Origin of the sequence: Paenibacillus sp. GCM10027630 (assembly GCF_042676305.1) — a bacterium.
Taxonomy (GTDB): domain Bacteria; phylum Bacillota; class Bacilli; order Paenibacillales; family NBRC-103111; genus Paenibacillus_S.
The window spans coordinates 193,502-218,824 of sequence record NZ_JBHTGY010000039.1 but is presented as its reverse complement, the minus strand read 5'-3'; the positions used below and the strand labels follow the sequence as shown (position 1 = coordinate 218,824).

General features: G+C 45.9%; 21 protein-coding genes. 1 reads left to right on the top strand and 20 read right to left on the bottom strand.

From position 1 onward, the window contains the following. Positions 1 to 288: 288 nt before the first annotated feature. From ACFQ0C_RS21455 to ACFQ0C_RS21365, 19 genes are all read right to left on the bottom strand, one after another. The gene (locus ACFQ0C_RS21455) at positions 289 to 1,068 is read right to left on the bottom strand and encodes a hypothetical protein (RefSeq protein WP_379369382.1); all 780 of its coding nucleotides are present in this window, start codon (positions 1,066 to 1,068) and stop codon (positions 289 to 291) included. Positions 1,069 to 1,278: 210 nt separating this feature from the next. Beyond that, complete coding sequence (locus ACFQ0C_RS21450) at positions 1,279 to 2,805, bottom strand: ABC transporter substrate-binding protein (RefSeq protein ID WP_379369380.1); 1,527 nt, start codon at positions 2,803 to 2,805, stop codon at positions 1,279 to 1,281. Positions 2,806 to 2,836: 31 nt separating this feature from the next. Continuing rightward, the gene (locus ACFQ0C_RS21445) at positions 2,837 to 3,721 is read right to left on the bottom strand and encodes a carbohydrate ABC transporter permease (RefSeq protein WP_379369378.1); all 885 of its coding nucleotides are present in this window, start codon (positions 3,719 to 3,721) and stop codon (positions 2,837 to 2,839) included. A gap of 18 nt (positions 3,722 to 3,739) precedes the next feature. Next, a complete protein-coding gene (locus ACFQ0C_RS21440) occupies positions 3,740 to 4,609 on the bottom strand; it encodes an ABC transporter permease subunit (protein ID WP_258212146.1) in 870 nt (289 codons plus the stop codon). 306 nt (positions 4,610 to 4,915) lie between these two features. Then, a complete protein-coding gene (locus tag ACFQ0C_RS21435) occupies positions 4,916 to 7,288 on the bottom strand; it encodes an AraC family transcriptional regulator (RefSeq protein WP_379369376.1) in 2,373 nt (790 codons plus the stop codon). A gap of 148 nt (positions 7,289 to 7,436) precedes the next feature. After that, complete coding sequence (locus ACFQ0C_RS21430) at positions 7,437 to 8,294, bottom strand: MBL fold metallo-hydrolase (protein ID WP_379369374.1); 858 nt, start codon at positions 8,292 to 8,294, stop codon at positions 7,437 to 7,439. Between the two features lie 90 nt (positions 8,295 to 8,384). After that, positions 8,385 to 9,170: an SDR family NAD(P)-dependent oxidoreductase gene (locus ACFQ0C_RS21425; protein WP_258211943.1), complete on the bottom strand. Its 786-nt coding sequence runs from the start codon at positions 9,168 to 9,170 to the stop codon at positions 8,385 to 8,387. Between the two features lie 10 nt (positions 9,171 to 9,180). After that, complete coding sequence (locus ACFQ0C_RS21420) at positions 9,181 to 10,185, bottom strand: sugar phosphate isomerase/epimerase family protein (RefSeq protein ID WP_379369371.1); 1,005 nt, start codon at positions 10,183 to 10,185, stop codon at positions 9,181 to 9,183. Positions 10,186 to 10,234: 49 nt separating this feature from the next. Continuing rightward, positions 10,235 to 11,005, bottom strand: coding sequence for an SDR family NAD(P)-dependent oxidoreductase (locus ACFQ0C_RS21415; RefSeq protein WP_379369369.1), 771 nt, complete (start codon positions 11,003 to 11,005; stop codon positions 10,235 to 10,237). A gap of 207 nt (positions 11,006 to 11,212) precedes the next feature. Beyond that, positions 11,213 to 12,037, bottom strand: a complete 825-nt coding sequence (locus ACFQ0C_RS21410) for a sugar phosphate isomerase/epimerase family protein (RefSeq protein ID WP_379369367.1) — start codon at positions 12,035 to 12,037, stop codon at positions 11,213 to 11,215. Positions 12,038 to 12,072: 35 nt separating this feature from the next. Next, positions 12,073 to 13,128 carry an oxidoreductase gene (locus tag ACFQ0C_RS21405; RefSeq protein WP_379369365.1) on the bottom strand — a complete coding sequence of 352 codons (1,056 nt, stop codon included), beginning with the start codon at positions 13,126 to 13,128 and terminating at the stop codon, positions 12,073 to 12,075. Beyond that, entirely contained in the window at positions 13,125 to 13,874 is a 750-nt protein-coding gene (locus tag ACFQ0C_RS21400; protein ID WP_379369363.1) for a sugar phosphate isomerase/epimerase family protein, read from the bottom strand. Before ACFQ0C_RS21400 ends, ACFQ0C_RS21405 begins: the two co-directional genes overlap by 4 nt. Positions 13,875 to 13,926: 52 nt before the next feature. Beyond that, entirely contained in the window at positions 13,927 to 15,036 is a 1,110-nt protein-coding gene (locus ACFQ0C_RS21395) for a Gfo/Idh/MocA family protein (protein WP_379369361.1), read from the bottom strand. A 401-nt stretch (positions 15,037 to 15,437) separates the two neighbouring features. Then, positions 15,438 to 16,589, bottom strand: coding sequence for a serine hydrolase domain-containing protein (locus ACFQ0C_RS21390; protein WP_379369359.1), 1,152 nt, complete (start codon positions 16,587 to 16,589; stop codon positions 15,438 to 15,440). Between the two features lie 146 nt (positions 16,590 to 16,735). Further along, positions 16,736 to 17,335 (bottom strand): stalk domain-containing protein, encoded by a 600-nt coding sequence (locus tag ACFQ0C_RS21385; protein WP_379369357.1) that lies wholly within the window; start codon positions 17,333 to 17,335, stop codon positions 16,736 to 16,738. Positions 17,336 to 17,698: 363 nt separating this feature from the next. Continuing rightward, entirely contained in the window at positions 17,699 to 19,603 is a 1,905-nt protein-coding gene (locus ACFQ0C_RS21380; protein ID WP_379369355.1) for an ABC transporter ATP-binding protein, read from the bottom strand. Continuing rightward, positions 19,600 to 21,327, bottom strand: coding sequence for an ABC transporter ATP-binding protein (locus ACFQ0C_RS21375; RefSeq protein ID WP_379369353.1), 1,728 nt, complete (start codon positions 21,325 to 21,327; stop codon positions 19,600 to 19,602). The genes ACFQ0C_RS21380 and ACFQ0C_RS21375 overlap by 4 nt, the downstream gene beginning before the upstream one ends. Beyond that, complete coding sequence (locus ACFQ0C_RS21370) at positions 21,324 to 22,007, bottom strand: TetR/AcrR family transcriptional regulator (RefSeq protein ID WP_379369351.1); 684 nt, start codon at positions 22,005 to 22,007, stop codon at positions 21,324 to 21,326. The genes ACFQ0C_RS21375 and ACFQ0C_RS21370 overlap by 4 nt, the downstream gene beginning before the upstream one ends. Before the next feature lie 243 nt (positions 22,008 to 22,250). Continuing rightward, entirely contained in the window at positions 22,251 to 23,156 is a 906-nt protein-coding gene (locus ACFQ0C_RS21365) for a GNAT family N-acetyltransferase (RefSeq protein ID WP_379369349.1), read from the bottom strand. A 175-nt stretch (positions 23,157 to 23,331) separates the two neighbouring features. On the opposite strand from ACFQ0C_RS21365, the gene ACFQ0C_RS21360 reads away from it, so the two are divergent. Then, positions 23,332 to 24,846, top strand: a complete 1,515-nt coding sequence (locus ACFQ0C_RS21360; RefSeq protein WP_379369347.1) for a hypothetical protein — start codon at positions 23,332 to 23,334, stop codon at positions 24,844 to 24,846. A gap of 132 nt (positions 24,847 to 24,978) precedes the next feature. On the opposite strand, the gene ACFQ0C_RS21355 is transcribed toward ACFQ0C_RS21360, so the two are convergent. After that, the gene (locus ACFQ0C_RS21355) at positions 24,979 to 25,209 is read right to left on the bottom strand and encodes a hypothetical protein (protein WP_379369345.1); all 231 of its coding nucleotides are present in this window, start codon (positions 25,207 to 25,209) and stop codon (positions 24,979 to 24,981) included. Positions 25,210 to 25,323: the final 114 nt, after the last annotated feature.

Genomic DNA, 25,323 nt, shown 5'->3' with positions numbered 1-25,323 from the left:
AACTTCGAGATTGTGGGGAGGTACTCCTTTTTTGTGTGCGAAAAAAACCAGTCGTAGCAAGGGGTTCGAATTATGAAATTGACTTCATTTGCATGAATTCAAGAATTCTACGATAAACTTGCTAAAAGGACGTATAATTGCAGGTTTAGGTAGGCTACAGCTTCGAATCGAATAATATCTTGTGCTTGCTGCCATTGTCTGTCTTAGAGTCATATCTAGAGCTGAGGTAAGCACGGGAGTCGAAATTGAATGACTTTGTCAAGCGCTTATTTCGGTTTTTACCCAGTTTTAGTTACCTGTTTTCATCATTCGCAACCTCGGTATTTTACTATTGCTTTGATATCCTGCCCTATAAGCTTGTTGAATGGCTTCGGCAAGTCCGTTTGTGTAATTCGCGATTGTTACTTTGCCATTCAACAGAGCTGGCTTTTTGTAATTTTCTGAGAAATACAGAGTATCATCCTTATCGTTCGCCAGATAATATTGACGTTCCGACTCTACTTGACGGCTCTTAACTTTTGTATTCAAAATCAATTTGGATCTTCCCAGCCTGGTACCTTCATGAATCCCAATTCCCCAAACTTCTTGACTGCTGTTATCCAGGATCTCATATCCCACAATAACTTCACCTTTTACACTATCTGATAAAATCAATATTCTAAGAAAAGTACAGTCCGTTAGCGGTTTATATGTTCCCTTATCCTGCTTGGATAATCGTTTACCCGTTTCATTTACTTTTTTTCTGACAGTAACCTCTTTTTTCTTTTTCTTAATAGAATCATTTTTATTGTTTTTTAATATAGGTTTTGGCTTGGCCAGCTTCTCCAATAGCTCTTGTTTCACTTGCAGCTTCATCTTTTGCATGTCTTCAGACATTTTTTTAGTTAATTTCTGCTCTAGCTTCTCCTGGAGTTCCTGTGTACTTTCAGTATTGTGTTTCAATTGTTTAGGAGTCGCAGCCTTTCGACGGGTTACTTTTTTGGTGCTGCGTTTGGGTTTAGTAAGCAAATGAATCGTCTCTCTAATTTCCTGCAATATGGACTTTTTCTTCTTACTCTGCCGTGCCATATCCTCCCTCCTTCTGTGAATGGATGTGGGACTCTGTCTCCTAACCCGGGAACAAACTATTGTTATTACTATACCATTTTTTATCTCCATTCAAGAAAAAATATTAGGATAATGATCCTCTCACAAATTAAAAAAAGCCGCAAGCTAAGCGGCTTTTAATATTTACTAATTTGGGCTCCAGTTAACTCCATCCTGACGCTGATCAGCCGCTTATTTCCCCTGCTTAGCCTTCCAAGCGTCCAACTGCTTCTGTACTTCGGCCATCACTTTAGGCTGGCCCGCCTTCTTGTATTTATCGATAAATTCGTTATATTTTTGCGCAGGGTCGACGGTGCCAGTACTTAATGACGGCAAATATTCATCCTCCACTGCTTTCATATTGGCTATTTCGGTCTTGACCGGATCGAGATTAAACACGAAGCCTGTCAGCACGGAAGGAACAGCCGATTCGTTAAGCTTTTGCGTTTCTTCCCATGTTCCCGAAGGCTGCCCTTCTTGCAAATACGAGTTAAAGACATTGCCGAACACCCAAGACTGATTCGGGGCGTAGCCGCCGTTCGCAATACTTTTTACGTGATCCGCATCCACTTTGCTGTAATGCTTGCCTTCGATCCCGTAGCTGATCAAGTTAAACAGCTCTTTATCCGAGTTCAACAGCTCCAGGAACATCATAGCACGGTCTGGATTTTTCGAGTTGCGGCTGATCCCCATCGCAGAGGACAGGTTAATTGCCGGCAGCGTGACGCCAGAAGTATACAAAGCAATGACATCGTTACCACCCATCGTCACCCTTTCCTCACCTTCCCGTCCCGGCTTAAGCACGTTATGGAAGATCGCTGCGACTTTGCCCGTGATTTGCAGCTCGGTAATCGACTTCAGGGTCGCTGCGTCCTGGTTGATATAACCTTTTTTAAACCAGTCGTGCAGCTTTGGCAGCAGGTCCTTATATTCTGGCGTTTCGTAGGTCGGTACCAGCTTCAGCGATTTGTCTCCTCTGTATATCGATACTCCTGACGTAACGCCTTCCAAAATTGGATTCAGCATCCCGCCCGTTGCACCAAGCCGACTGATTCCGTAAGGGATAACATCCTTTTCGCCCGCCTTAAGCTTGGCAAAAAACGACTCCATATCGAAAGGATTTTTAATATCCGCAGGATTCAAACCGTATTTATCCGCATACCGCTTTTGCACCAAAAAGCCTGAACGCTCCGTAACCGTCTGATAGCTGAGAACGGCATACGTTTTTCCATCGATTTTGGAGAAGTTCCATACCGATTCCGGACGACTTTTTTTCAGCTTGGGAGCATATTTGTCAATCAATTCATCCAGCTGGAGAAAGGCACCTTTAGCTACATTCTGGTCCATTTTAAAGTTCCAGTGCGATGTCCAGATGATGTCCATCGGTTCATTGGCTGCAACCATCGTATTCATCTTTTGTTCGTAGCTGCCTATATCGATCGGCCCCATCTTGACCGTCGCGTTCAGCTTCGCTTTAGTAATTTTGTTAACTTCTTCTTCGATCGTCTTTTGATCCTGCTGCATTTTGTTCATGGGGTAATACCAGATCAGCTCTACCGGTTTCAAATTTGAATTGCCGGTTTCCCCCGCTTTTCCCGGCTGATCTCCTGGCTTGGCCGCCCCGCCTCCCCCTCCGCCGCTACATGCGCTCAACATTGCAACGCAGAGCAGGCCAGCCATTGTAACCCGCAATTGCTTACTTTTTGATAGCGCTCTCATTTTTATCGAAACCTCCGCCCTCATTATAGAATCAACCCTTTAAAGAGCCTACCGTCAATCCCCTGACAAAATATTTTTGGAAAAAAGGGAAAATAAACAGCATCGGCCCTGCTCCTAATATGGCCATCGCCATGCGTGCTGACAAATTCGGGAACTGCGACATATCGATAGTCATAGTGGACATAAATTCGGTATTCGACCGCAAAAATTCGATTGAGTTCATGACTCTGTATAACAACAATTGCAAAGGCACCAGCTTCTCCGCATCGATAAATAGGAGCCCCAACCACCAATCATTCCAGTAAGTGAATGAAATAAACAGCCCAACAGTAGCCAAAGCCGGCGTGGACAGCGGTAAAATGAGTGTAAAAAATATCCGAAACTCGCTCGCTCCGTCCATCTTGGCTGATTCGATAATTTCCAGTGGAATTTTTTCGAGAAAGCCTTTCATCACCATTACTAGAAACGGGCTGATCAAATAAGGCAGAATAAGCGCACCGAGCGTGTCTTTAAGATGCAAATATTGCGTTATCAAAATGTAGAACGGTACGAGTCCTCCGTTAAACAGCATCGTGAAAAATACGAAAAGCGTTGTTATCCGTCTATAGCGGTAATCGGGCCGCGAGATCGTATAGGCCAGCATAGAAGTCAGCAGCAGTCCGCAAGCGGTGCCAAGAACAGTAACGAGGATCGTGACCCCGTAAGCATTAAGCAGAATGCCCGGCGCTTCGAACAAAGTCTTATAGGCAGCTAAGCTGAATTGGCTTGGTATAAACCGGTAGCCTTCGGTGCTGAGGGTCAGCTCATTAGTAAACGATACCGAGATGATAAGGATTAGCGGAAGCAGCATAACCAGGGTAAGCGCGGCAAAATAAGCATGAATCAGCCACTGCAACGGCGAAATTTTGGAAAGCACGTCAGCGTTGCCCCCTTCCTACCACAAGGCATTTTCGTGGTTGATTTTTTTGATGATAGCGTTGGTACAAAGCACCAGTATGAATCCGATCACCGATTGATAAAGACCAACCGCCGTTGACATGCCGAGGTCTCCCACAACTTTCAATGAACGGAACACGTACGTATCGATGACATCTGTGGAGGAGTAAATCATGCCCGAGTTGTTAGGAATAAAGTAAAACAATCCGAAATCAGCGCGGAATATTTTGCCGATATCAAGTATAAATAAAATCAAGATAAGTGGTGTAAGCAGAGGAATTGTAATTCGGGTAATCATCTGCCATCGTCCTGCGCCGTCGATTTTTGCGGCCTCATAATAGCTGGAGTCAAGTCCGATAATGCCGGCGTAATAGATAAGCGTTGCAAAACCAATGTTTTTCCATAAATGCACGAGGTTTAAAATGACCGGCCAATACTGTGCCTCCTGATACCATTTGACCGGATCCACGCCGAACTGTATCAACCACTGGTTAATAAATCCTTTCTCATGATCGAGAAAAGCGAGCGCGATGTACCCGACAACTACCCACGAGAGAAAATGGGGCAAAAACAAAGCTGTCTGGTAAACTTTCATAAACCGTTTCGTTACCTCGTTCAAAGCGATAGCAAGCGCCAGGGCGATGATAGTTGTCAGCAAAATAAAGCCCACATTGTACAAAATGGTATTTCTCGTAATCCGGAAAGCATCCTCCGAGGTGAAAAAAAACTCGAAGTTTTTAAAGCCAATCCAGTTGCTTCCAAGAATACCTTTGTCATAGCGAAAATCTTTAAATGCCAGAATCAGACCTATCAACGGCAAATATGAAAAAATAAGCTTGAACAAAACTCCCGGAAGCGATAGAGCCAGTAGCTCCCGGTTTTTTTTGAATGCCCCGCGCTTTCCCGGCGCTTTGCCCGTATAATGTGCCGTAGCCGCAGCGCTTGACTGACTGGTGGATAGAGCCGTATTCTCCGGGTTCAACCGATTCACCTCTTTCCCATAAATTGGATTGTATCAAGCCTGGAGTACTTACACCGCTTCTTCAACATAATACAGCCGAACGTCTGGGGGCTACTGTCAGTTGTATAGATTCATGCAGTAGCCGATACCATTTTTAAACTTTACTGCCTGACGGATACATGATTGCGCATCACGGCGCCGATATGTGAACTTTCAGTTGAAATCCAGCAGCTGTTTGACCCGGTATTCCTTAGGCGTGACGCCGAACTTCTTCTTAAACTGCCGGAAATACGAGCTTTGATTGCTGAAACCAACCCGATCCATAATGTCGGTGATGTTGTATTGCTCTTTGCCTAACATCTCCAGCGTAATGTTCAACCGAACTCCGTTGATATAGTCCGCCACTGACATGCCAACGCAGTTTCTAAACATGCGCCCCAAGTAAACCGGTGACATCTTGACCATCGAGGCAATCTGTTGGAGGTTTAAATTTTTGTCGGCATAATGTTCTTCAATAATTTCCTTGATGGCGTCGATCAAAATCGTATTTTTATTTTCGTCTCCCTGCTTCATCTGATCAAGTAGCCGCTCTATAAGCGAATCGAAAGCTTCTCTGATCTCGTCCAGCTGTTCCATTTCCATGATCGTTCTGTTAAATTCCTGCAAATCCAGGTCAATAGGGATAAGCCGATGCTGATTCATTTCACGCATCGTGTTTGAGATAATCAAGGAAAGCCGCAGCATATTGAACAGCACATGATCCGCATGCAGGCTGGAGACACAACCGAAAATCCGGTCCAGTACTGCGGCGATTTGCTGCCGGTTGCCTGCCTTAAGCTCCTCGATAAATTTCTCCTCGACCTTCTCCGGCAGGTGAAGCTCCCGGTTATTCATATTGCGCTTCACCCGATCCGTCGTAATAATCTGCCTTGTTCCACAAACCATCCGGTACCGGACAAGGCTTAATGCCGAGCCATAGTGGCGTGTAATGTCCTCATAGCTGAGGATCGGATCACTTATTGTTGCGGTGTAGGAAATCCGATAAAACGCGAGAATCGTATCCTGAATTTCCTGCAGTCGGATGGCTGCCGTCTTCAGTATGGAATCCCAATCAGAGCTGTCGACCGAGATTAGCACCGCCAAATGGTCGCCGCGCATATCGACTGTCTCGTTACAGAATGATTTGTCCATAATTTCTTTCGTGATATTTCTTATTGCAAACTTGTAAAGTCTGAGGTCGGCCACCTTGGCCTTGTGAGACAGTGCCGAATAATGTTCAATGTGAAGAACAGCCAGCAGGTACGGGCCGTCTGACTTTAATTGAAGATGGTTCTGATCGATGTATTCCTTCATTTCCGATGATGTAATCGAGGTGCTGTCCATAATCAGCTTACGCACGTAATAATGCTTCACCAAGGACATTTTGGCTTGTGAGTCGCGCTCAATCCCCCGCATTTTTTCCAGAACCTGCGTATAGACCGAAGACATATAAAGCAGTTCGTCCTTTTCACTGAACGAAACTTTGTCCTCACGTCTTGTATTTTTGCGGAATTGCTCCATCATCGCTTCGATTGGACGGTACAGCTTATGCGAAATGAACAGCGAAAGGAGCGCCGTAAGCGGAAGAAACAATAGGGTTACGATAATCGAGGTATTGCGCATACGATCTAGCTTGCCGACTATATGCTCATAAGGCTGAACGATGACCAGCTTCCATTGATAGGTGTCGAAATTCAAATGGGTGACGATTGTTTTTTTACCGTTAAACGTACCGATGAAGGTGGAAGACATATTGCTGGACAAACGGTTTGCGGCCCCTTTTTCATCTAAAACCGCTGACAGTGCATTGCTGTAGCTCTTCGGTTCACGGTTAGGAGTAAGGATGTTTCCATTGTTATCCATAATAAAAATATGGTTTCCCGGCTCATTGCCAATCCCGTTTACTGTCTTCATATTATCGAACAGCCATTCCGTCTTTACATTGAATATAAGTGCATTCTCGATTCCACCTTGACCGGAATTTTGAACAGTCTTCTCGTCGTAAATAAAAAAAGAAAAAGCGTTGATTTCATCAGGATCGTCTGCTCCCCGGCTCATGCGCATAGGAATTAGTTTCAGCTTGGGGACTACTGTTGTCGAACCGATATAATCTTTTAACAACAGGACATCGGGATCGGTACTTGCTGCCAAACCGGATGCCGTAGAATAATAACAGCCGCATATGCCGTTATAGATGACGATCGATTTCAGGAAGGTTGTAGAATCAACAATCTTCTCCAGCCTACGCAGTTTGTTCACCAGCTCGAACGTCTCGATTTCCTTATGGGTCATTAAAGGCAGGATCTGGTTATCGGAGAAGGTCGACGTTGCCAAATTTTTAACCAGTTCGTTCATATACTGAATGTTGAAATTCATTTGAGTCAGTACTTTTTTGTTGGCTTCTTCCTGCATGTCAAGTACGACGGATTCCGAATTATAGTAAAACGCAGACGAAAAAAAAGCCATGAACATAATCATCAATAAGGTGATGGAAAGCAGCATTCGTTGAAAATATTTTCGCGACTTGTACATTTGAAAAAATTTCATTTGCCCACCTCACATTCAAAGCATCCTTTGATGCTTGAAAGGGCTGCCTCAAGCAGTTTAACTTACCGCTTATGACAACCCCCAACTTTTAATCGATGTTCAAGCATATTGCATGTCTGACATTCATGAATCAACTTTTCAAAAGTTCTTATTCGCCCTTCTTTGTTAAGGCTGCAGCAGATACATAAACGAAGCGTTCAAATCTGGCCAGTACATGGAACTTTTGCTCCGGATAATGCTCGTATAAGTAATCAACGAAATAGCCGGGCTTCTCACTGTTTCCGGCAAACATATCGTAATGCAGCGGAATCACAGTCTCCATTTCGGCGGCAACCGCCAGCTCAGCGGCCTCACGATAGTTCATATTGCCAATCAGGCCTCTTGCCCATCGAAAAGCATCACGACCATTAATTGGCAGCATACCAATATCAATGTGCTCGGCCTTGAGGCTCTCAATCAAACCGGGATAAATTACGGTATCCCCAGCATGATACAGGGTGACGCCGTTAAGCTCCAATAAGTATCCTACAAACCGGTGATCTCGTACCGGGTCGTAGTCCAACTCCTCATGGGCGGCTGGCACCGGCTTGATCCTAACGCCTTCGCCCTCCCACCATTGCCCGGTTGCCGCATCCAGCAGCCGTTCAGGTCGTACTCCCAACTCCAGCATTTGTCCACGGCAAAAACCTGGAGCTACAAACATCGTGTCGCTGCCGGTTTGAGCCAATACGGAGAGGGTTGAAGGATCCAGATGGTCGCTATGCTCATGTGTAATTAAACAATAAGCTGCGTTAGTTACGTCCTCTGGTCGGAACGGCGCTTGGAAAACCCTGGACTTCTGCGCTGCCAAATAAGGGTCAATATAAATGATGGTATTCCCACCCTTGATGACGACGCTCTCCTGGCCGAGAAACCAAATGGCTAGCATGCCGTAAGGCACATAGGTTTCGTCCATTTCACGGATCATTGCCGCACCGGTGCGTCTTTCATCGGTTTGGTTGGTCATGGATCTAACTCCTCCTTCCAAATGTAACAACTTCTCACTTATTCGACGATCGGTATCTAGACTCCTTCCAACAAAAACGGGTTTAACCAATTAATTCCAGCAGACGATAGTTTCACCAGTCAATATTTCGGATTGAGGCCCGCAGAGGAACAATATGATTTTTGACATGTCCTCCGGTTGTGCAATCTGCTGCAGCCTAGACCGTCCTTCTTGGCTCGCAACGGTTCTCGTCGCCAAAAAGCGGGCTGTATAGGTTGGAGCTGGAGAAATACAGTTGACATTGACGTCAAATGGCCTGAGCTGTTCAGCCAGACAGCGCGTATAATGGGTAATTCCCGATTTCGCCGCTGCGTAAATAATGCCTCCGCGAACAGGCATATGAGCGGCAGTCGACCCGACATTGACGATTTTGCCGGAGCGGCGCTCACGCATGTGCAGCCCTGCAAATTTGCACGCGAACATGGTGGACAGCAAGTTGCGATCCACCACAGCTCGAATATCTTCAACGGAAATGTCCAGTGCATCATTAGGCTCCGGGCGTGGCGTATGAAGTCCGATATCCCCGCCGGCATTATTGATCAATATATCGATCGATCCAAGCGTATCGATTGATTGGCGGATTAGCGCTTCCACCTGATCCGGATCGCCCATATCGGCTGCAATAAATTTGGTTTGGATGCCGTACGTAGAAGCGATGTCTTCCGCTACAGCACTACCCGATGCCGCTTCGTTGAATCGCGCCGCTGCTTCTTCATTTATATCATGAATAATTACATTCGCCCCCGCACTAGCCAGCACATGAGCGTATTGTCTTCCGAGCCCCCGGCTGGAACCGGTTACAATCGCATTTTTACCTTTTAAATCCATCGCTGTCATATTCATCACCTCATCGGATTATTGGTATAACTTGCGGATGTGCTTGTGTATACGGCTTTATCAGATTGAATAAATACGCGAGCCCAGCATCCAATTCCCTGATCTCGTAATCGGCGATTTCCTCCGGTGAAGCACCTTTCTCGAAGGGTGTTCTCCAATCTCCCTTATTCCTGGCTGTGTCTTCGACAAAGCGGAGCAGGCGGGTCAACTGGCGGGCGGAACGCTCTGGATATTCCGTCCAGAAATCCTCCTCCAGAACCCTTACATGTCTGGCTTCCAATGCGCCGTGTTCGACCGACATAGTGATCTGCGGGTTAACAACGCTAAAGATGCTAAGCAACTCTGGAAAATTAATTACTCCCTGCCCAAGCGGCTTGCGAACCAGCCGATATCCTTCCTCCGACCAATAAACGGCATATTCTTTCAAATGTACGTTTTTTACATAAGGAGCAATTCGGCGGAAGAAGTCGACCGGCTCTTCAGCCGTAGCCAAGGGATTGCCCGTATCGAGCGTGATTCCGAAGCGGTCTGAGCCGATCGTTTCGCAAAGCCAGATCAGCTCTTCCGATGCCAAATCCTGATGGTTTTCCACGCTAAGAGACGGACCCGAAGGGTCGACCGAATCCATCACTTCTTGGAATGAGCTCAGTATGGTTTGAAGGAATGGCTGCCAAGTCCCTGCCATATGTCGGCGGTCTCCGCCGAGCTTGGCTCCGCCAACAACTGTTCTCACCGTCAGTGCCCCAATACGCTTCGCAAGCTTCATGGCTTCGATCAAGCTCGTCGGATCGTAGCCTCCCGCTCCTATGTTGATGAACATTCCTTTCTGCTGAGCGTAATCGGCGATTTCATCGGGATCACTGCTTTGTACCATCCCATATGGTATCTCAGCTCCCTGAAGCCCATACGACTCAGCCGTATGCAAAAGCTCCAACGCTGTAATTCGCTCCCGGTTCGCATTCTTATGAAGCCCCATGGCATAAACGGTTCCGTTAACCGTAAGTCCAAATCTCATCACAACCGCCTCCTCCTGATTCATTGTCTTCGGTTGTTCAGCTAGACGTTCATAACCCGAGTCCACCGTTGATGTGAAGCTCAGTACCTGTTATTTGACTCGCTTCGTCGGATAGCAGGAAGACCGTTCCATGAGCTATATCCTCCGGTGTCTGCATACGACCGCTTGGAATGTATGACTCAGCCCTTTTTCGCAATTCATCGGGACTTAAACCTCTGCTTTGATGCAGTTCGATCTCCCCCTCAGAGGCAACCCAGCCTACTGTGATCCAATTCGAACGGATACGGTCTCTTCCATAATGACCGGCGATATGACGGTTTAAGGTCAGCATTGCTCCCTTAGAGCATGAATAAGCAGCAAGCTCCTTCCCGCCCTTGTAGCCGTTCGTGGAACCCATTTGAACAATCGAGCCTCCACCTGTCTTCATCATGGACTGAATCGCATACATCGAGCAGAAAAAAGCGCCTTTAATATTGACTGCAAAAATGGAGTCGAACATCTCCTCCGGCGTATCGGTCATAGTTCCGCGCGGAAATATGCCGGCATTGTTGACAAGACCGTCAACCCTTCCGAATCGAGCTTCCGTTTCATCAATCAGCTGTTTGCAAACCGGCTCCCTGCTGATATCTCCCTTTATAAATAAAGCCTCCGCTCCATATTTCTCCCGGATATCATGAACAACTCGCTCCCCGTCCTGCTCATTTCTTCCGTTAATGACGACGCGCGCCCCTTCACTGGCCGCCATCAGCGCTACGCCTGCTCCTATTCCCTTCGTTCCTCCTGTCACGATTACAACCTTTCCCGCTAACCGGTTAGCCATCGATTTTATGCCCCTTTCCTGATTAAATAGTGTGAGTTCAAAAAGTCGACATTTCAGCACCGAGAAGGTTGCCTGAACCTGAAGAAGGAGGAGCGGAGTTTAGGCAAACCTAAATGAGCACCGGACTTCGAAGGTGAATGCAAGATTCGATGTCGAGTAATCTTCCTATGCTGCTTCGTGATCAAATGGTGACTTTTTGAACAACTCTTACAAACGGTACGTATTGAAAATCGAATCCAAACCTGACTTGGCAACCTCGAGGGCACTCTTCTCACCGTAGCTCTCGATAAACAATTCCAGCGACAAGTATCCGTTGTAGCCGATATCGTGCAAAGAGGCTGCAAGCTGCCGCGATGGGGCGCTGCCTTCACCTGGAAATACGCGGTCCCGATCAGCGATTGTCTCTCTTGCCGGCTCCACAGGGTAATCATTCACGTGCACAATACCGATTCTCTCCCCATTCAAATAGGTTAGCCCGCTAATGCTGCTTCCTCCGGTATACATATGAAACGGATCGATCAACAGCCTGGCATCGGGTACCTTACTTTCCATAGCCACATATACAGCTTCACTAAGTGTAGAAAGCTTCTTCGCCCTCCCCCAAAATTCCAAGTAGGGCTCAACGCCAATCCGCTTCGCCATATCGGATAGCTCCGCATAATGTGCAGCCATCCGCTCCAATGAAACAGGCCCCACGTTTCCAAACGGCGGCGCTGCAACAGCTTGGCAGCCCAGCTCGGCCAGCATGATCATCTCCCGTTCTGCCTGCTTCAGACCTTGTGCTCTTATTGCATCATCCGTATCGGCCCATTTAAAAAAAGCAATTGCATTAACAAGCGGGATACCCGTGTCCGCAATATACCGTTTCAGTTCCTGAATCATTCCTCCATTGGACAAATAGGCTTCAACGTCCCGGATCCAAATTTCAATGCCTTCATAGCCGGCCTCGGCGGCAATCCTTACTTGCTCTCTGATATCCAGCTTGAAAGGGATTAAGGTCGAGGCATTTAATGCTGTTTTAAATGGAAACATCGGCCTAGTCCTTTCTATGTTTGAAATTCATGATTTTATAATTCAACCTGTATCGTCTTTTGTTCCTGGCTGCTTTGCAGAGCCAGCTCTATCAATCGAATGGCCGTTCGTGCTTGTTCCGGCTTTACCTCAAGCTCAGCATTTCCCCTGATGTGATCCGCGATATTTTGGAAATATGATGCATAAGCGCCGTTAAGTGTCTCAATACGGCCTTCTATATGAAGGCCTCCTATGGATGTATTCAGCTTGCCCCAAAGCTCCGCAGCCTCCATCCCCCAGCCGGGAGACGCTGGTGTCAATCCACGCTTCAACGCTTCCTCCTGCGGATCGATGCCGTATTTGACGAAAGAACCTTTCGTTCCGTGCAGAATGTAGCGTGGACCTGGCTCCCGGACAAGCTGAGAAGAATGCAGATTCACCTTCAGCCCGCTTTCGTAGCCAAGCGTCACGTCGAAATAATCATCTGCTAATGAGCCTTCCCGCTGAATTCGAATGTCAGCACGTATCGTCTGCGGGATCCCAAATAAGCAAAGCGCTTGATCAAGAAAATGTACGCCGAGATCGTAAAATACACCTGCACCGAGTGCATCGCTGTTACGCCATCTGCCTGTCGCAGCAATCGGATTGTAGCGGTCCCAGTGAAACTCACATTCAGTCAAGCTGCCAATCAACTCCTGCTTGAGCAGCTCCCGGATTGTCAAAAAATCACCGTCCCAGCGGCGGTTATGGAAAACGCTTAATACTTTGCCTTGTTCCTTTGCCAGATCGATCAGTTCGTCGGCTTCTGCAGAATTCGTTGTAAACGGCTTTTCTACAATAACATGCTTTCCCGCTAAAAGAGCGTCCTTCACAAACCGATAATGATCGGTGCTTGGCGTCGTGACGACGACCAAGTCAATAGTGTCATCCTCATATAATTGCTGTACGTCGGGAACTACATTGACCCAAGGGTACCTCTCTTTAGAGGCCTCTGTTCGCCGTTCAACCACTACGGACAGCTTTAAATCGGGAACGCAGGTAATGACTGGAGCATGGAAAGTCCGGCCGGCGAAGCCGTATCCGATCAATCCGACTCGAATGCGCTCGTTCATTCCACAAACCCCATTTTCTTCAAATTACTGAAGCTGATAGCCAGACTTTCAAAAGCCGACCGACGGGAGCCGTCCTGCTCGACCACCAGCCATTCCGTGCCGATTTCTTCCGCAGCATTTACAATGTCCGTAAAGTCAAGAATACCTTCTCCGATTTCCGCAAAAAACTGTTCCTCACCTGGCTCCATATCCTTGATGTGGAGGAGCGGGCATCGATTCGGCAGTCTGCGCAAGTATTCTGCCGGATCTTCTCCACCTCTTTTCACCCAGTATGTATCCAGTTCCATCTTAACCAGCTCGGGATCGGTTTCGCGAAGTAATATATCGTATGCATATTCACCATCATATCTTGTAAATTCCCAGTTATGGTTGTGATACAAAAATTGGATGCCCCGCTGCCGGCAATTTTCGCCGATTCGATTAAAAATCGCCGCCGACTCGATAACCGCTTGCTTGGAATCAAACTTGGAGGAATGCGCGATCCAGCCCCCGCCCACTTCCTGCAAATAATCGATTAAAGCGTCAAGACCGTCGGTCAGCACATCGATTCTTGCGTGTGCACTGATAACCTGAAGCCCCAGTCTTTCCAGATGTGCTTTCTGTTGGCCGATCGTCATGCCTTCCGGGGGAGGACCCAATTCAATGCCGCGATAACCGATCTCCGCCACCTTTTCCAACGAACCCAAGTAATCCTGCTTCATTTCTTCCCGTATCGTATACGGCTGTACCGCAACCGGAAATTTCATGATCGCGCACATCCTTTCATTATTATGGTTTATTAAATTCAGCTATCTTGGTCTATGCATCCAGAAGATTGTATTTCAAACCGAGCGGCAGTGGTGCCGGGCGATCGCAAGAAGCCTTCACGGCAATATGCCTTCCTGTTTCTGCGGATTCATGGATGCCGATCATCACATCGAGCACATGCCGTGCCAAAGTGCCGCTAGCGCGGTGAGCCCTTCCCGAGCGGATAGCATAAGCCATATCGGCAACACCGATTCCTCTGCTGTTTTCGGTGAATCCATGCGAATATGGAAATTCCTTGACTTCGCCGTTCTGCTGCTTAATCATAAGCGGGCCGCTGAAATTATTCGGGTCGGGGACATAAAGAATGCCTTCCGTTCCGTAAATTTCCATACGCGGCGTATATTTGAAACCTTCCTTCGCTGCTTGAAGTCCGGCAATGACTCCATTGTCAAATTGCAGCGAGGCAGCTATGTTCGTCGGTGCTTCTACAGGCACTGTTATGCCATAGTGCGGGGATAACGGATTGTCGACTGTAATTTGCTGCTTCAATTGAGCTGCAAACCCGCTTACACTACCGATAGGACCGAGCAAAAATACCATGGCCGTAAGATAGTACGGTCCCATATCGAACAAGGGGTCACCGCCCAAGCGAAGGAAGTTTTGAAAGTTCGGATGCAGTCCACCGGATCCTCCCCCCATAAAAATCGTCCCATTTGCGGCATACGGGGTACCTATCCAACCATCATCAATCAGCTTCCTGCATGTCTGTAGACCTCCACCGAGAAAAGTATCCGGTGCACACCCGACACGAAGACCCTTGGCTTCGGCAAGGGCAAGCACTTGATCCGCTTCTTCCCGATTCAAGGCAAACGGCTTCTCCGTATATACATGCTTGCCGGCTTCAAGCGCTTTCATATTGATCAGCGCATGAACCTTAGGAGCAGTCAAGTTCATAACGATTTCAATTTCGGGATCGGCCAGCAGCTCCTCTACCGAGCAAGCTCTCGGGACCCCGAATTCGTCAGCCTGTTGTCGGGCTAGCTCAGGGACCAAATCCGCACACGCGGTTACCTCCAAAATGTCAAACGTTTGTGTGCAGTTTTTCAAATAAATGCCACTGATCTGGCCGCAGCCGATCAAGCCAATCTTCACTTTTTTCATTCCCATGATCGCTTCCTTTCTGACATTAGTCCTTTTGAATAAATGCATCGTTATGAAAAGAACATTGCTGCAGTCAGCATGACTGCCGACTCCCCCAGCATAATACGGTCATCGTCCCCATGACTACTGCCAGTTGTATAGTTTGACGCAATTGCAAGTATCATTTTTAAACATTACTGTCTGTTCTCATAGTTCATCCTCATTCCAGCATCCTTTTAACTTATCTCCAGTTAATTTGGCGAGGCTCGAGTGAACCAGGCAGTTTGATACAAACGATAACCTTTCGGTGGAAAGGCATGCACTGGAGCCATGCTCATATATCCGTCGCTTGCGTTGTTTTTACTGTAATTTCAGACTACAAAGAGATCTGCAGCATAGAGAAGCAGATCTCACTATAATATCTATTCGATCGATCCATAGATGACGGCACGTAATCGCGGGTGAATATAAGGTTCAAGACTAGGCAGCATCTGCTGCATATAAACGACGGATAGCTGTTCCTGAGGATCGATCAATACCCACGATCCTGCGAGACCTGCCCAGCCAAATTCGCCTGCCGATCCGTTGATACCACCATCTGCGGGGTTCATCATGACACGAACTCCCAATCCATAGCCATAGCCTTTCTGCTGCGGCCAATTGTAATCATTTAGCTGTTGTGGCCCCAAATGATTAGTGGCCATCAATTGCACCGTCTTCCTACTTAGTATCCGTACGCCATCCAGCTCGCCGCCTCTCGCAAGCGCCTGCGCAAATCGACTGTAATCACTGATCGTTGACAGGAGGCCCGATCCGCCGCTCTCATGGTTACATCCCGGCTGATAAGGGGCGTCCATAGAAACATTAGGGATCAGTACACCGTCCTCTGAACGGTTATACATTTTACAAAGCCTGTCACGTTTATCCTCGGATATACGGAATGAGGTATCGTTCATACCCAATGGTTCAAATATTTGCTTCTTCAAAAAGTCTCCGAATGATTCGCCAGACAGCACCTCAATTAAAGCGGCAAGTACATCATGACTCGTACCATACTTCCAGTGTGTACCTGGATCGAATGCAAGTGGAATGGTAGCAAGAGCTTTAGATAGAGCTCGAATATCCTTCGTAAAAGCATCCTCCATAATGATTCGGGTCAATCGCTCGGTTTCTAAACTGTCCCCACCGTATGTAAGCCCTGAAGTCATGGTGAACAAATCTTTGATCCGAATGGAAGCTGATGCGGGAGATGCAGATCTTACACCGAAATCGTTATATCGGTAAACCTGCGGATTTTTAAACTCAGGCAAATACTCCTCGAGGGGATCGTTTAGAAGAAACAGTCCCTTTTCATACAGCATTAGCGCTGCAGCGCATGTAACCACTTTAGTCATAGAATAAATTCGGTAAATGGTGTCAGGTTCGAGCTTTTTTTTCTTTTCCAAATCTGCATACCCAAAGCTTTCCTGATACATTAGTTCTCCATTTCTGACAACAATGCAAGCACATCCAGCAGGTCCTTTTTCCACCCATCCCTTAAGCAGCGGAGTTAAGCGTTCTTGTAAGAGTTTCATTAGTCTATCCATCTCCTTTCATCATCTAATATCTGAGTCCATCGCTCGTTGTGTGCAGTTCCCTTCTTGCTGGCAAGCATAATTACTTCCATATTATACCACACCCCTTCCACGTTCTTCACGCAAAGATTGTCCTGTTTTATTGCTTATTCTGACGTATATTCCACCATCTCCACACTCTTTATTTCGACTTTGGCAATATTATCCAAATCAAAGAATCCATTAGCTTTAACTCGAAACGATTTTAGCTCGTCTTTTCCAATATCTATTGCAAAAGCATGTATGGTTGGCACTGAGGTTTCATTGTCTAAGGTTATATCGATAGTAAAACCTATAATATTTCTGTTAAATAATGCCTCGTTCAGCTGAACCTGCCCGGTTATGTATGTTTCTCTTTGAGTTTGATTAGCGGATGTTAGGGCAACACTTATGTTCTTATCCTGGTCTGAGTAGGGAAATTCCTTATCTCTATTTTCTTTATAATCAATCGTAATTTGGTTTGGTTTATAATCGGGACTTGCAATGATTCCAACAGTTGCTCCCATGCTTTCTGTAACAAATCGGAGAGGTACATACACTTGACCGTTATAATTAAAAACTTGATATTCACTTGGTACGCTCTTCGTTTTTCCATTGAAAATGAATTCTGAAGGAAACAATGTAACGTTAAATTCGTTGGCGGCCACTGCTACCGAAGATAGGGAGATAACAATGCCGCTTACAAATGCAATAATGAGCTTTTTCATTAATCAAACACCTCGTTCAACTGAGTCTTTTTATTAATATTTTATGTACTTACAAAAAGCAAAGTGATAATCGTCTGTGCTTTCCACTCTTCCTTCACAATCTCAAACTCAACAACACCTGCCTTATATAAGAAAAGCTTCTGATCGAAGCCCTTTCGAGGAAGATACATTCGTGTCTTAGCGGTAGCTTTTCTTGCGAGATAAGAAAGGTGAACCTCCGGTTCAAACTTATACTTTCTTATCTCTTAAAAAAAGAATCCTTGTTGGGCAAGAAGCATTAGCTGCTCCTCCACCTTATCAGGATTCTTCTTTATTGGATACATGTTTTAAAGTGCTGAATTAATTATAGTTTAATGTTCTTCGCTATGCTACGGATCCGTCGGAAAATTGGCTGTTATACAACTCAGCATAAAAACCACCGCGCGCCAATAACTCTTCATGGTTACCTTGCTCAATGACGCTGCCGTTATTCATAACTAGAATCATATCAGCATCGCGGATAGTGGATAAACGGTGGGCTATAACGAAGTTCGTTCGACCCTGCATAAGCTGACGCATTGCCTTCTGAATATAAATTTCCGTCCGTGTATCAACGCTGCTGGTCGCCTCGTCCAGAATAAGAATTGTCGGATCTGCCAAAATAGCTCTCGCAATCGTTAGCAGCTGCTTTTGGCCTTGTGAGATATTGGATGCTTCCTCATTCAACAGGGTATCATACCCGTCGGGTAACGTTCGGATGAAATGATCGGCTTGCGCCGCTTGTGCCGCTTCGATAATTTCCGCCTCAGTCGCACCCATCCGTCCGTAGCCGATATTGTCACGAATCGTACCGTTGAACAGCCACGTATCCTGCAGCACCATGCCAAACAGACGACGCAGCTGTCCCCGCTTCATTCCAGTGATATTCGTGCCGTCTATTGTGATCGCACCCTCATTAATTTCGTAGAAGCGCATCAACAAATTGACAAGCGTCGTTTTCCCCGCACCTGTCGGACCAACTATAGCTATCGTTTGTCCTTGTTTCACGTCGATGTTCATATTTTGGATCAATATCGCGTCTTCCTTATAGCCGAAGCTGACGTTCTCGAAGCGAACATTGCCCTGCTGCCCACTCATAGCAATTCCTTCCACAGCTTCCGGTATCTCCTCTTGCTCGTCTAGAATCTCAAATACCCGCTCCGAAGAAGCCAGCGTAGATTGAATAATATTGGCGATGTTCGCAGTCTGGACAATCGGCATTGAAAACTGGCGCGCATATTGAATGAATGCTTGAATATCGCCAATTTCTATCATTCTTTTTGTCATCAACACTCCGCCAACGACACAGATGAACACATAGCCGATGTTGTTGATTACCGTCATAAGAGGCATCATTACACCGCTGACAAACTGCGCTCGCCATCCTGACTCGTATAGTCGGTCATTAATGGAGTCGAACTTATGAACAGACTTCTTTTCAAATCCGAATGCTTTGACGATTTTATGCCCCGTATACATTTCTTCCACATGACCGTTCAGCTCGCCGAGCGCTTTCTGTTGGCCCATAAAATAAGTCTGCGACCGAGAAGCAATTGCTCTGATAACAAGAAAGCTCAACGGGAGAGTCAGCACGAGAATCAAGGTCAACAGCGGGCTGATAGTTAACATCATCACGATGATCCCAATAAGGGTAATTACGGATGTAATCACTTGAGTCAAGCTTTGCTGTAGTGTACCGCTGATGTTATCCATATCATTTACGGCACGACTCAATATTTCTCCATGGGTTTGTGAATCAAAATATTTGAGCGGAAGACGGGACAGCTTCCCATTAACTTCTTTCCGCAGATTGTACACCGTTTTTTGAGCGACTCCTGCCATCAAGTATTGTTGGATGTAGGCGAACAATGAGCTGAATATATATAATCCGATCAAAGTTAGTACAATATTCAGGATGTACGGAAAATCAATCGCCGCTCCCACAACACCATTCGTCTTTGCCATCAAGCCTTCAAACAGCTTAGTTGTAATCTTCCCCATAATCTTCGGACTAACGATACTGAAGATGGTACTCAGTACTGCCGTAAACAATACGGCCAGCAGTTGCACCCTGAACGGCTTCAAATAACCTAGAAGCCGCCGGAATGTTCGTTTGGCATCCTTGGCCTTCTGTCCAGGCATACCCATTGGCATTCCGAAGCCGCCACCCATTGGGCCCCGCCCGGATCCGCCCATGGGACCTCTGCCCGAGCCTCCCCTATTTCCTTGAGATTTGTTGGACTCACTCATGCAATTTCCCCCTCTGCCAGCTGTGAGGATACGATTTCTCGGTATACATTGGATGTCTCCATAAGCTCACGATGTGTACCGATTCCAGCAACTTCTCCTTCATCCAATACGATAATACGATCCGCATCCATGATCGTGCTGACCCTCTGTGCAACTATGATAACCGAGGAATCCGCTGTTTCCTGCTTAAGCGCTGCACGCAGATTGGCGTCGGTCTTGTAATCCAAAGCCGAAAAGCTGTCGTCGAATACGTAGATTTCCGGTCTTCTAACGAGTGCCCTTGCGATAGATAACCGCTGTCTCTGACCACCCGATAAGTTAGCACCTCCCTGTGAGATGACCGCTTCATACCCTTCTTGTTTCTCGGCTATGAACGAAGCGGCTTGTGCTATTTCAGCCGCATGCCGGATTTCTTCATCCGACACGCCCTCCTTCCCGTACCCGATGTTATCCCGCACCGTACCTGTAAAAAGCACGGCTTTCTGTGGGACGAATCCGATTTTGGAACGCAAGCTCTCTTGAGTCATGTCACGCACATCAATTCCGTCCACCATTAGGCTGCCGCTGTCAATATCATAAAACCTTGCAATAAGACTGAGCAGCGTAGACTTCCCTGAACCGGTGCCGCCGATAATAGCCGTTATTTCACCAGGCTTCACCTCGAAGGAAATGTTGGATACGGCCGGCTTCTCGGCACCCGGGTAGCTGAATGTCACGTTTTCAAATACAACGTGACCACCTCTTTTGGCTGCAACCTTTGCTGCGGGACGATCCAGAATTTCAGGTACGGTGTCCAGTACCTGATTAATCCTTACTGCCGAGGCAGAAGCTCGCGGCACCATAACAAACATCATAGACACCATGATGAGCGAGAACATGATCTGCATGGCGTATTGCAGAAACGCCATAAGATCGCCGACTTGCATGTGTCCAGTGCTAATCCTTCCTCCACCGAACCAAATAATTGCAATGGACGTGAAGTTCATGATCAGCATCATCATGGGCATCATTGCAGCCATAATTTTGTTCGCTCTCACGGCCGTGTCAGTCAAATCGAGATTCGCTTCATCAAAACGCTTCTTTTCATGCTCAATACGGTTAAATGCCCGAATGACGCGAACCCCCGTCAAGTTCTCACGCAATACCAGGTTTAATTTGTCGATCTTAGTTTGCATAGATTTAAACAACGGAATAGCTTTCCTTGCGATCAAATAAATAATTAGAGCCAATACGGGCATGACACAAACGATGACCATCGCCAGTGCAGGGTCCTTGGAAAAAGCCATGATTATCCCGCCGATACACATCATCGGCGCTGATACCATCATGCGCATCATCATCAATAGCACCTGCTGTACTTGCGTAATGTCATTGGTTGTGCGGGTAATGAGCGATGCCGTACCGAGCTTATCGAATTCCTGCAGTGAGAAGCTCTCGACATGCGCGAATGTTTTGCCACGCATGATTCTGCCGAATCCGGCAGATATTTTAGAAGAATGATAACTTGCAAATATAGAGAACAGCCCACTTGCGGCAGTCACCAGCAGCATTAGCCCGCCGATGCGCCATATATAGCCGTTATCTCCTGTAACGATTCCTTTATCAACGATGTCTGCCATCAAGGTTGGCAAATACAGCTCGGACAGTGATTGTAAAAAGATGAGCACCAGCACCAATCCGATCGTCCACCGATATGGCTGTAAGTTCTTAAATAATTTTATCAAGATCCTTCACCTCCATTTGAATGGTTGGGTAATGGCGGAGCAATAAGAGACATACAACAAGCAACACCATCCTCCATATCTTGTTGGAGTGCTTGCGCAATATCTTTTTGATCCATACCCTGTTCCTGAAGCTCCTGGTGAGATTGCCGCAAATGCATCAAACCATGTGACATCGCTCCCCAAAATTGTGCCGTCAGCATCGGTGGCGACATTTGTCTGAGCTCACCGTTCTCCATACCTCTTTTCACGATGCTGCCGATCACGTTCATATTATCGAGATGCCAGCTCCAGTGTTTCAACTCTTCCGGTGTGAACAATTCGCGTAAGTCATGGCGCATCCGTATAAAAAATAAAACACTATCCGACTGTATCAACATGGTTTTGTACATGGAACGGACGAAATTCTCCAGCATCTTGCTTATAGAGCCACTTCCGGAAAAATGCGATTGTACATGCTTTCTCGATTGATCGAACATAAAATTACACAGTTCCTTAAATAACGTCTGCTTATCTTTGAAATAATAATAAACTAGTCCTCTTGCAACTCCTGCTCGTTCTGCCACATCACCGATTTCAGCAGCGGTGTACCCTTTTTCCACATACACCTTTAAGGCGCCCTTTATAATCGATTCTTGACGCTGTTTACGGATCTCTTCGTTCTGTTCCTTATTGCGTGGCAACCGTTCATCACCCATCTTTCATTGACTTTCATGTCAACCAAAATATATCGCAGAGACAAAACGTTTGTCAAGTATTGCTCACCTACCCAGTTAATAACTAACTTGCGCGTTTGCCGTGACTTTTAATCTATCTTTGAAAAATAAGTTATAGGATTATTCGATTCTAATAAACAAAAAAAACAGTCCTGACATTGAAAAAAGACCACCGAAGTGGTCTCGTGTAAGGGGATTCCATTTATAACACTACGCATGTGCTAATATAGGTACACAAAATGTTGAATTTTTATCTAACCTAAAGTTAGCTTTAATAAAAAGCGTGTCTGCATCTTCATTTATTGGGGTATATTCTGCTTTGTCAGTGAGTTGATCTGGTGTGAAATGAAATTGTATAATTTCTGTTTGCTCATTAGCAATACGAGAAAGTAAACGATCTAAATTAACATCCCCTTGACTCACTACATCATATAAGTTCAGAGTATGACCTTCATGCTGAAAGACGATAATAGCTTCGTCCTCTTGCGAGTAATATATGGATTCTGAAAATACGTTTGCAGCGTAAAACATGAAGAGTCCCTGGTTATTGCTAACACCAAATTGTTGTGATACAGGTCTTCGGGATAAAACCATTCGTTGGATAAATTCCAAGTCTTCTAATATAGAACAATTCAGCTTGCGTAATGTGGTATGAGCTTCAGGGCTGGGATGAAATTTAAGTTTAAATTGTGACTCGCGAAAGGATTCAAATCCAAATTTTGGATAAAAATCAATGACAGAGCTATTGGCGAATAAGAAAAATATATCGCAGTCATGCTCATAAATATTTAGAACCTGTCTCATCAATATGCCTGAAAGCCCTTTCCCTCTAAAATCAGGATGAGTCATAACCGTTCCAATTTGAATCGCCTTCTTCTTTAACCCATTTATCACCAAGTCCATTTTACTAACAGAAACATTGGCAATAACTACATTATCCTTCATAAATGAATAGCAGATATAACGATCATCCCAAAATCCATTCTGATACCAAGCTTCAAAATCTATATGAAAAACTAATGTAGCAAGCTGGTTAAAACTTTTTCTGTAAGCTTTATTATCTTTATAATCGTAAACCAGGTCTATTCCAACCTCTATATTTTCATTAGAAATCACAATAATCCTCCCTATTGGCTGTATGTCCTCAACTTTACCATAAAATCTTAACTTCGCATGGTTTGGATATTTTCTGTCATGTTTTTCAATCTTTTTGGGTCCTAATGAGGCAACCTTTCACAATTTGGCACGTCTAACAAGTAAAAGTAAATATGAAGGCAAGGATGTGTTCTTTATGATTTGGAAAAAAAGCCTTATCTGCTTTTCCCTGGTTTGTCTGTTGTTCACTTGCTTACCTATAATAGCAGCAGAGGCTGCAGCAGGCTCCCAAAAGAATGTGACATTGCCCTCTTTTTCAATTCAAATCAACGGGCAGCTTGTCGATAATACGCATATGAAGTACCCCTTTTTCGTATATAATGACATCACTTACATGCCTCTAACCTGGGAGGTGACTCAATCTTTGGGCTTGAGCCTCGTTGCCAATGAAGGAGGGTTAACCATTTTTAAAGGAGGAGGTCAGCGGAGCGGCGGTTGGATCGGCTGGAAGAAGGAACGTTTCCCGCTGGACCTGTCCGGCTCGAATAATTCAAGGCAAAGCTACACAGCAACGATGCCAAGCTTCGGACTGGCGGTCAACGACAGCTACATTGATAATGGGAATGAGCCGTATCCTTTTCTCGTATGGAACGATGTTACCTACATGCCACTCACATGGAAATATGCGCATGACTTTTTGGAGCTAGCTCTCCTGTGGAAGAAGGAGCAAGTTCTTGATATCGTCGGTGGTCAGCAGCAGGTGCTTGAACGAATCTATTATGATGATGCAGAGTACTTGTATATATACCCCACGCTTATTACTGAAAAAGGGCAAGGCAGCTTGAAGGTGAAAAAATCGCTGGACGAACCGCCTGTATGGATGACTGTTGAAGAAACGGATACTCTGAATAAGCGTCTGCAGCAGGAGCAAAGCCGGCTTGCGGGTGAAACAGTGACCTTAACACAAAAGAACGACGGTCTCTACTACGGAAATATGAACCTCCTGCCGCAGGAGGAGATTTCGGTCGACTCCAACGCTCCCGGCAATCCCTTCATCAGCCAGCTATCCGGTGTTTTATTCCCATTAGGCTCGGAGCGTGCGTTCTTGTCCGTAACCAAGGTAACTGCCTATAACTACGGCAATAATATTAGCACTTCTTATTCGTTTCTCATTGAAAACGGACGAGCGAAGAATGTAACCGAATTTCCTCAACGACCGGACCGGATCATCCCGAATTCGGATGGAAGCTACTGGCTGGCTTCGAACGGCACGAGTATGATGCGCGGCAGAATTGTTCCCGGCAGCCGCAAGCTGGCGCTCGTGACTCTTCAAGGAGAAATCCGATTAGTCAATGCTACGTTGGGCGATTATGATATCCTTGTGCCCGGAATCACTAATCCAGGGTTTACAAATGTATTGGACGCCGAGGGGAACCTCTTGATTTACATCCATCAGATCAGTTATGATCCCAAGACTCCACCAAAAAGGGGCTACTACTTAATCGATACGAGCTTCCAAATGAAAAAGGTAGATGCGTTGGACCCGCTCGCTGCAGAGACATCATTCCTGCCAACCTCTTTTTCAGAATGGCCGGTATATAGGGGGATCGACGGAAAGCTCTATCTGATTCGTAAGAACAACGATCTCGCCAACTATACCGATAACACATCCATCATGTGGTACGACGACCAACTACTTGTCAACCAATAAATAACTTTTCCCTGAAAAATACAAATCACAGCATAGGCTTCCATGCTGTGATTTTTTGCTTTTATATTTTGGAGTTGCTCCGAATACCATGTGAATCTTTTCAATCACAACCGACGAATAAATGACATGCTTCTATTTAACGAATATATTTTCCGGCACCGCTGCTACGGTTTGTATAATATATCCGGCTCCCCCGGGTTTACTCGAATTGCCTGTAACTCCCCCGTTGCCTCCATCACCTCCGCTCGCGCCGCCCCCTCCTCCTCCTCCTAAAATCGTTCCTTTTCCGGAATACCCATCCGATCCATTGCCTCCGTTTGCAGTAATAGTCCCATCGATCGGCTTAATGTCAGTTCTAGTCAAAAATATAAAAAGGAACTTGCCACATCGTATTACTGTGGCAAGTTCCTTTTCGGTTTTTACAGATAACAACACACTAGTGAACGGTTCCTAAATATGATACAAATAACTCTTTTC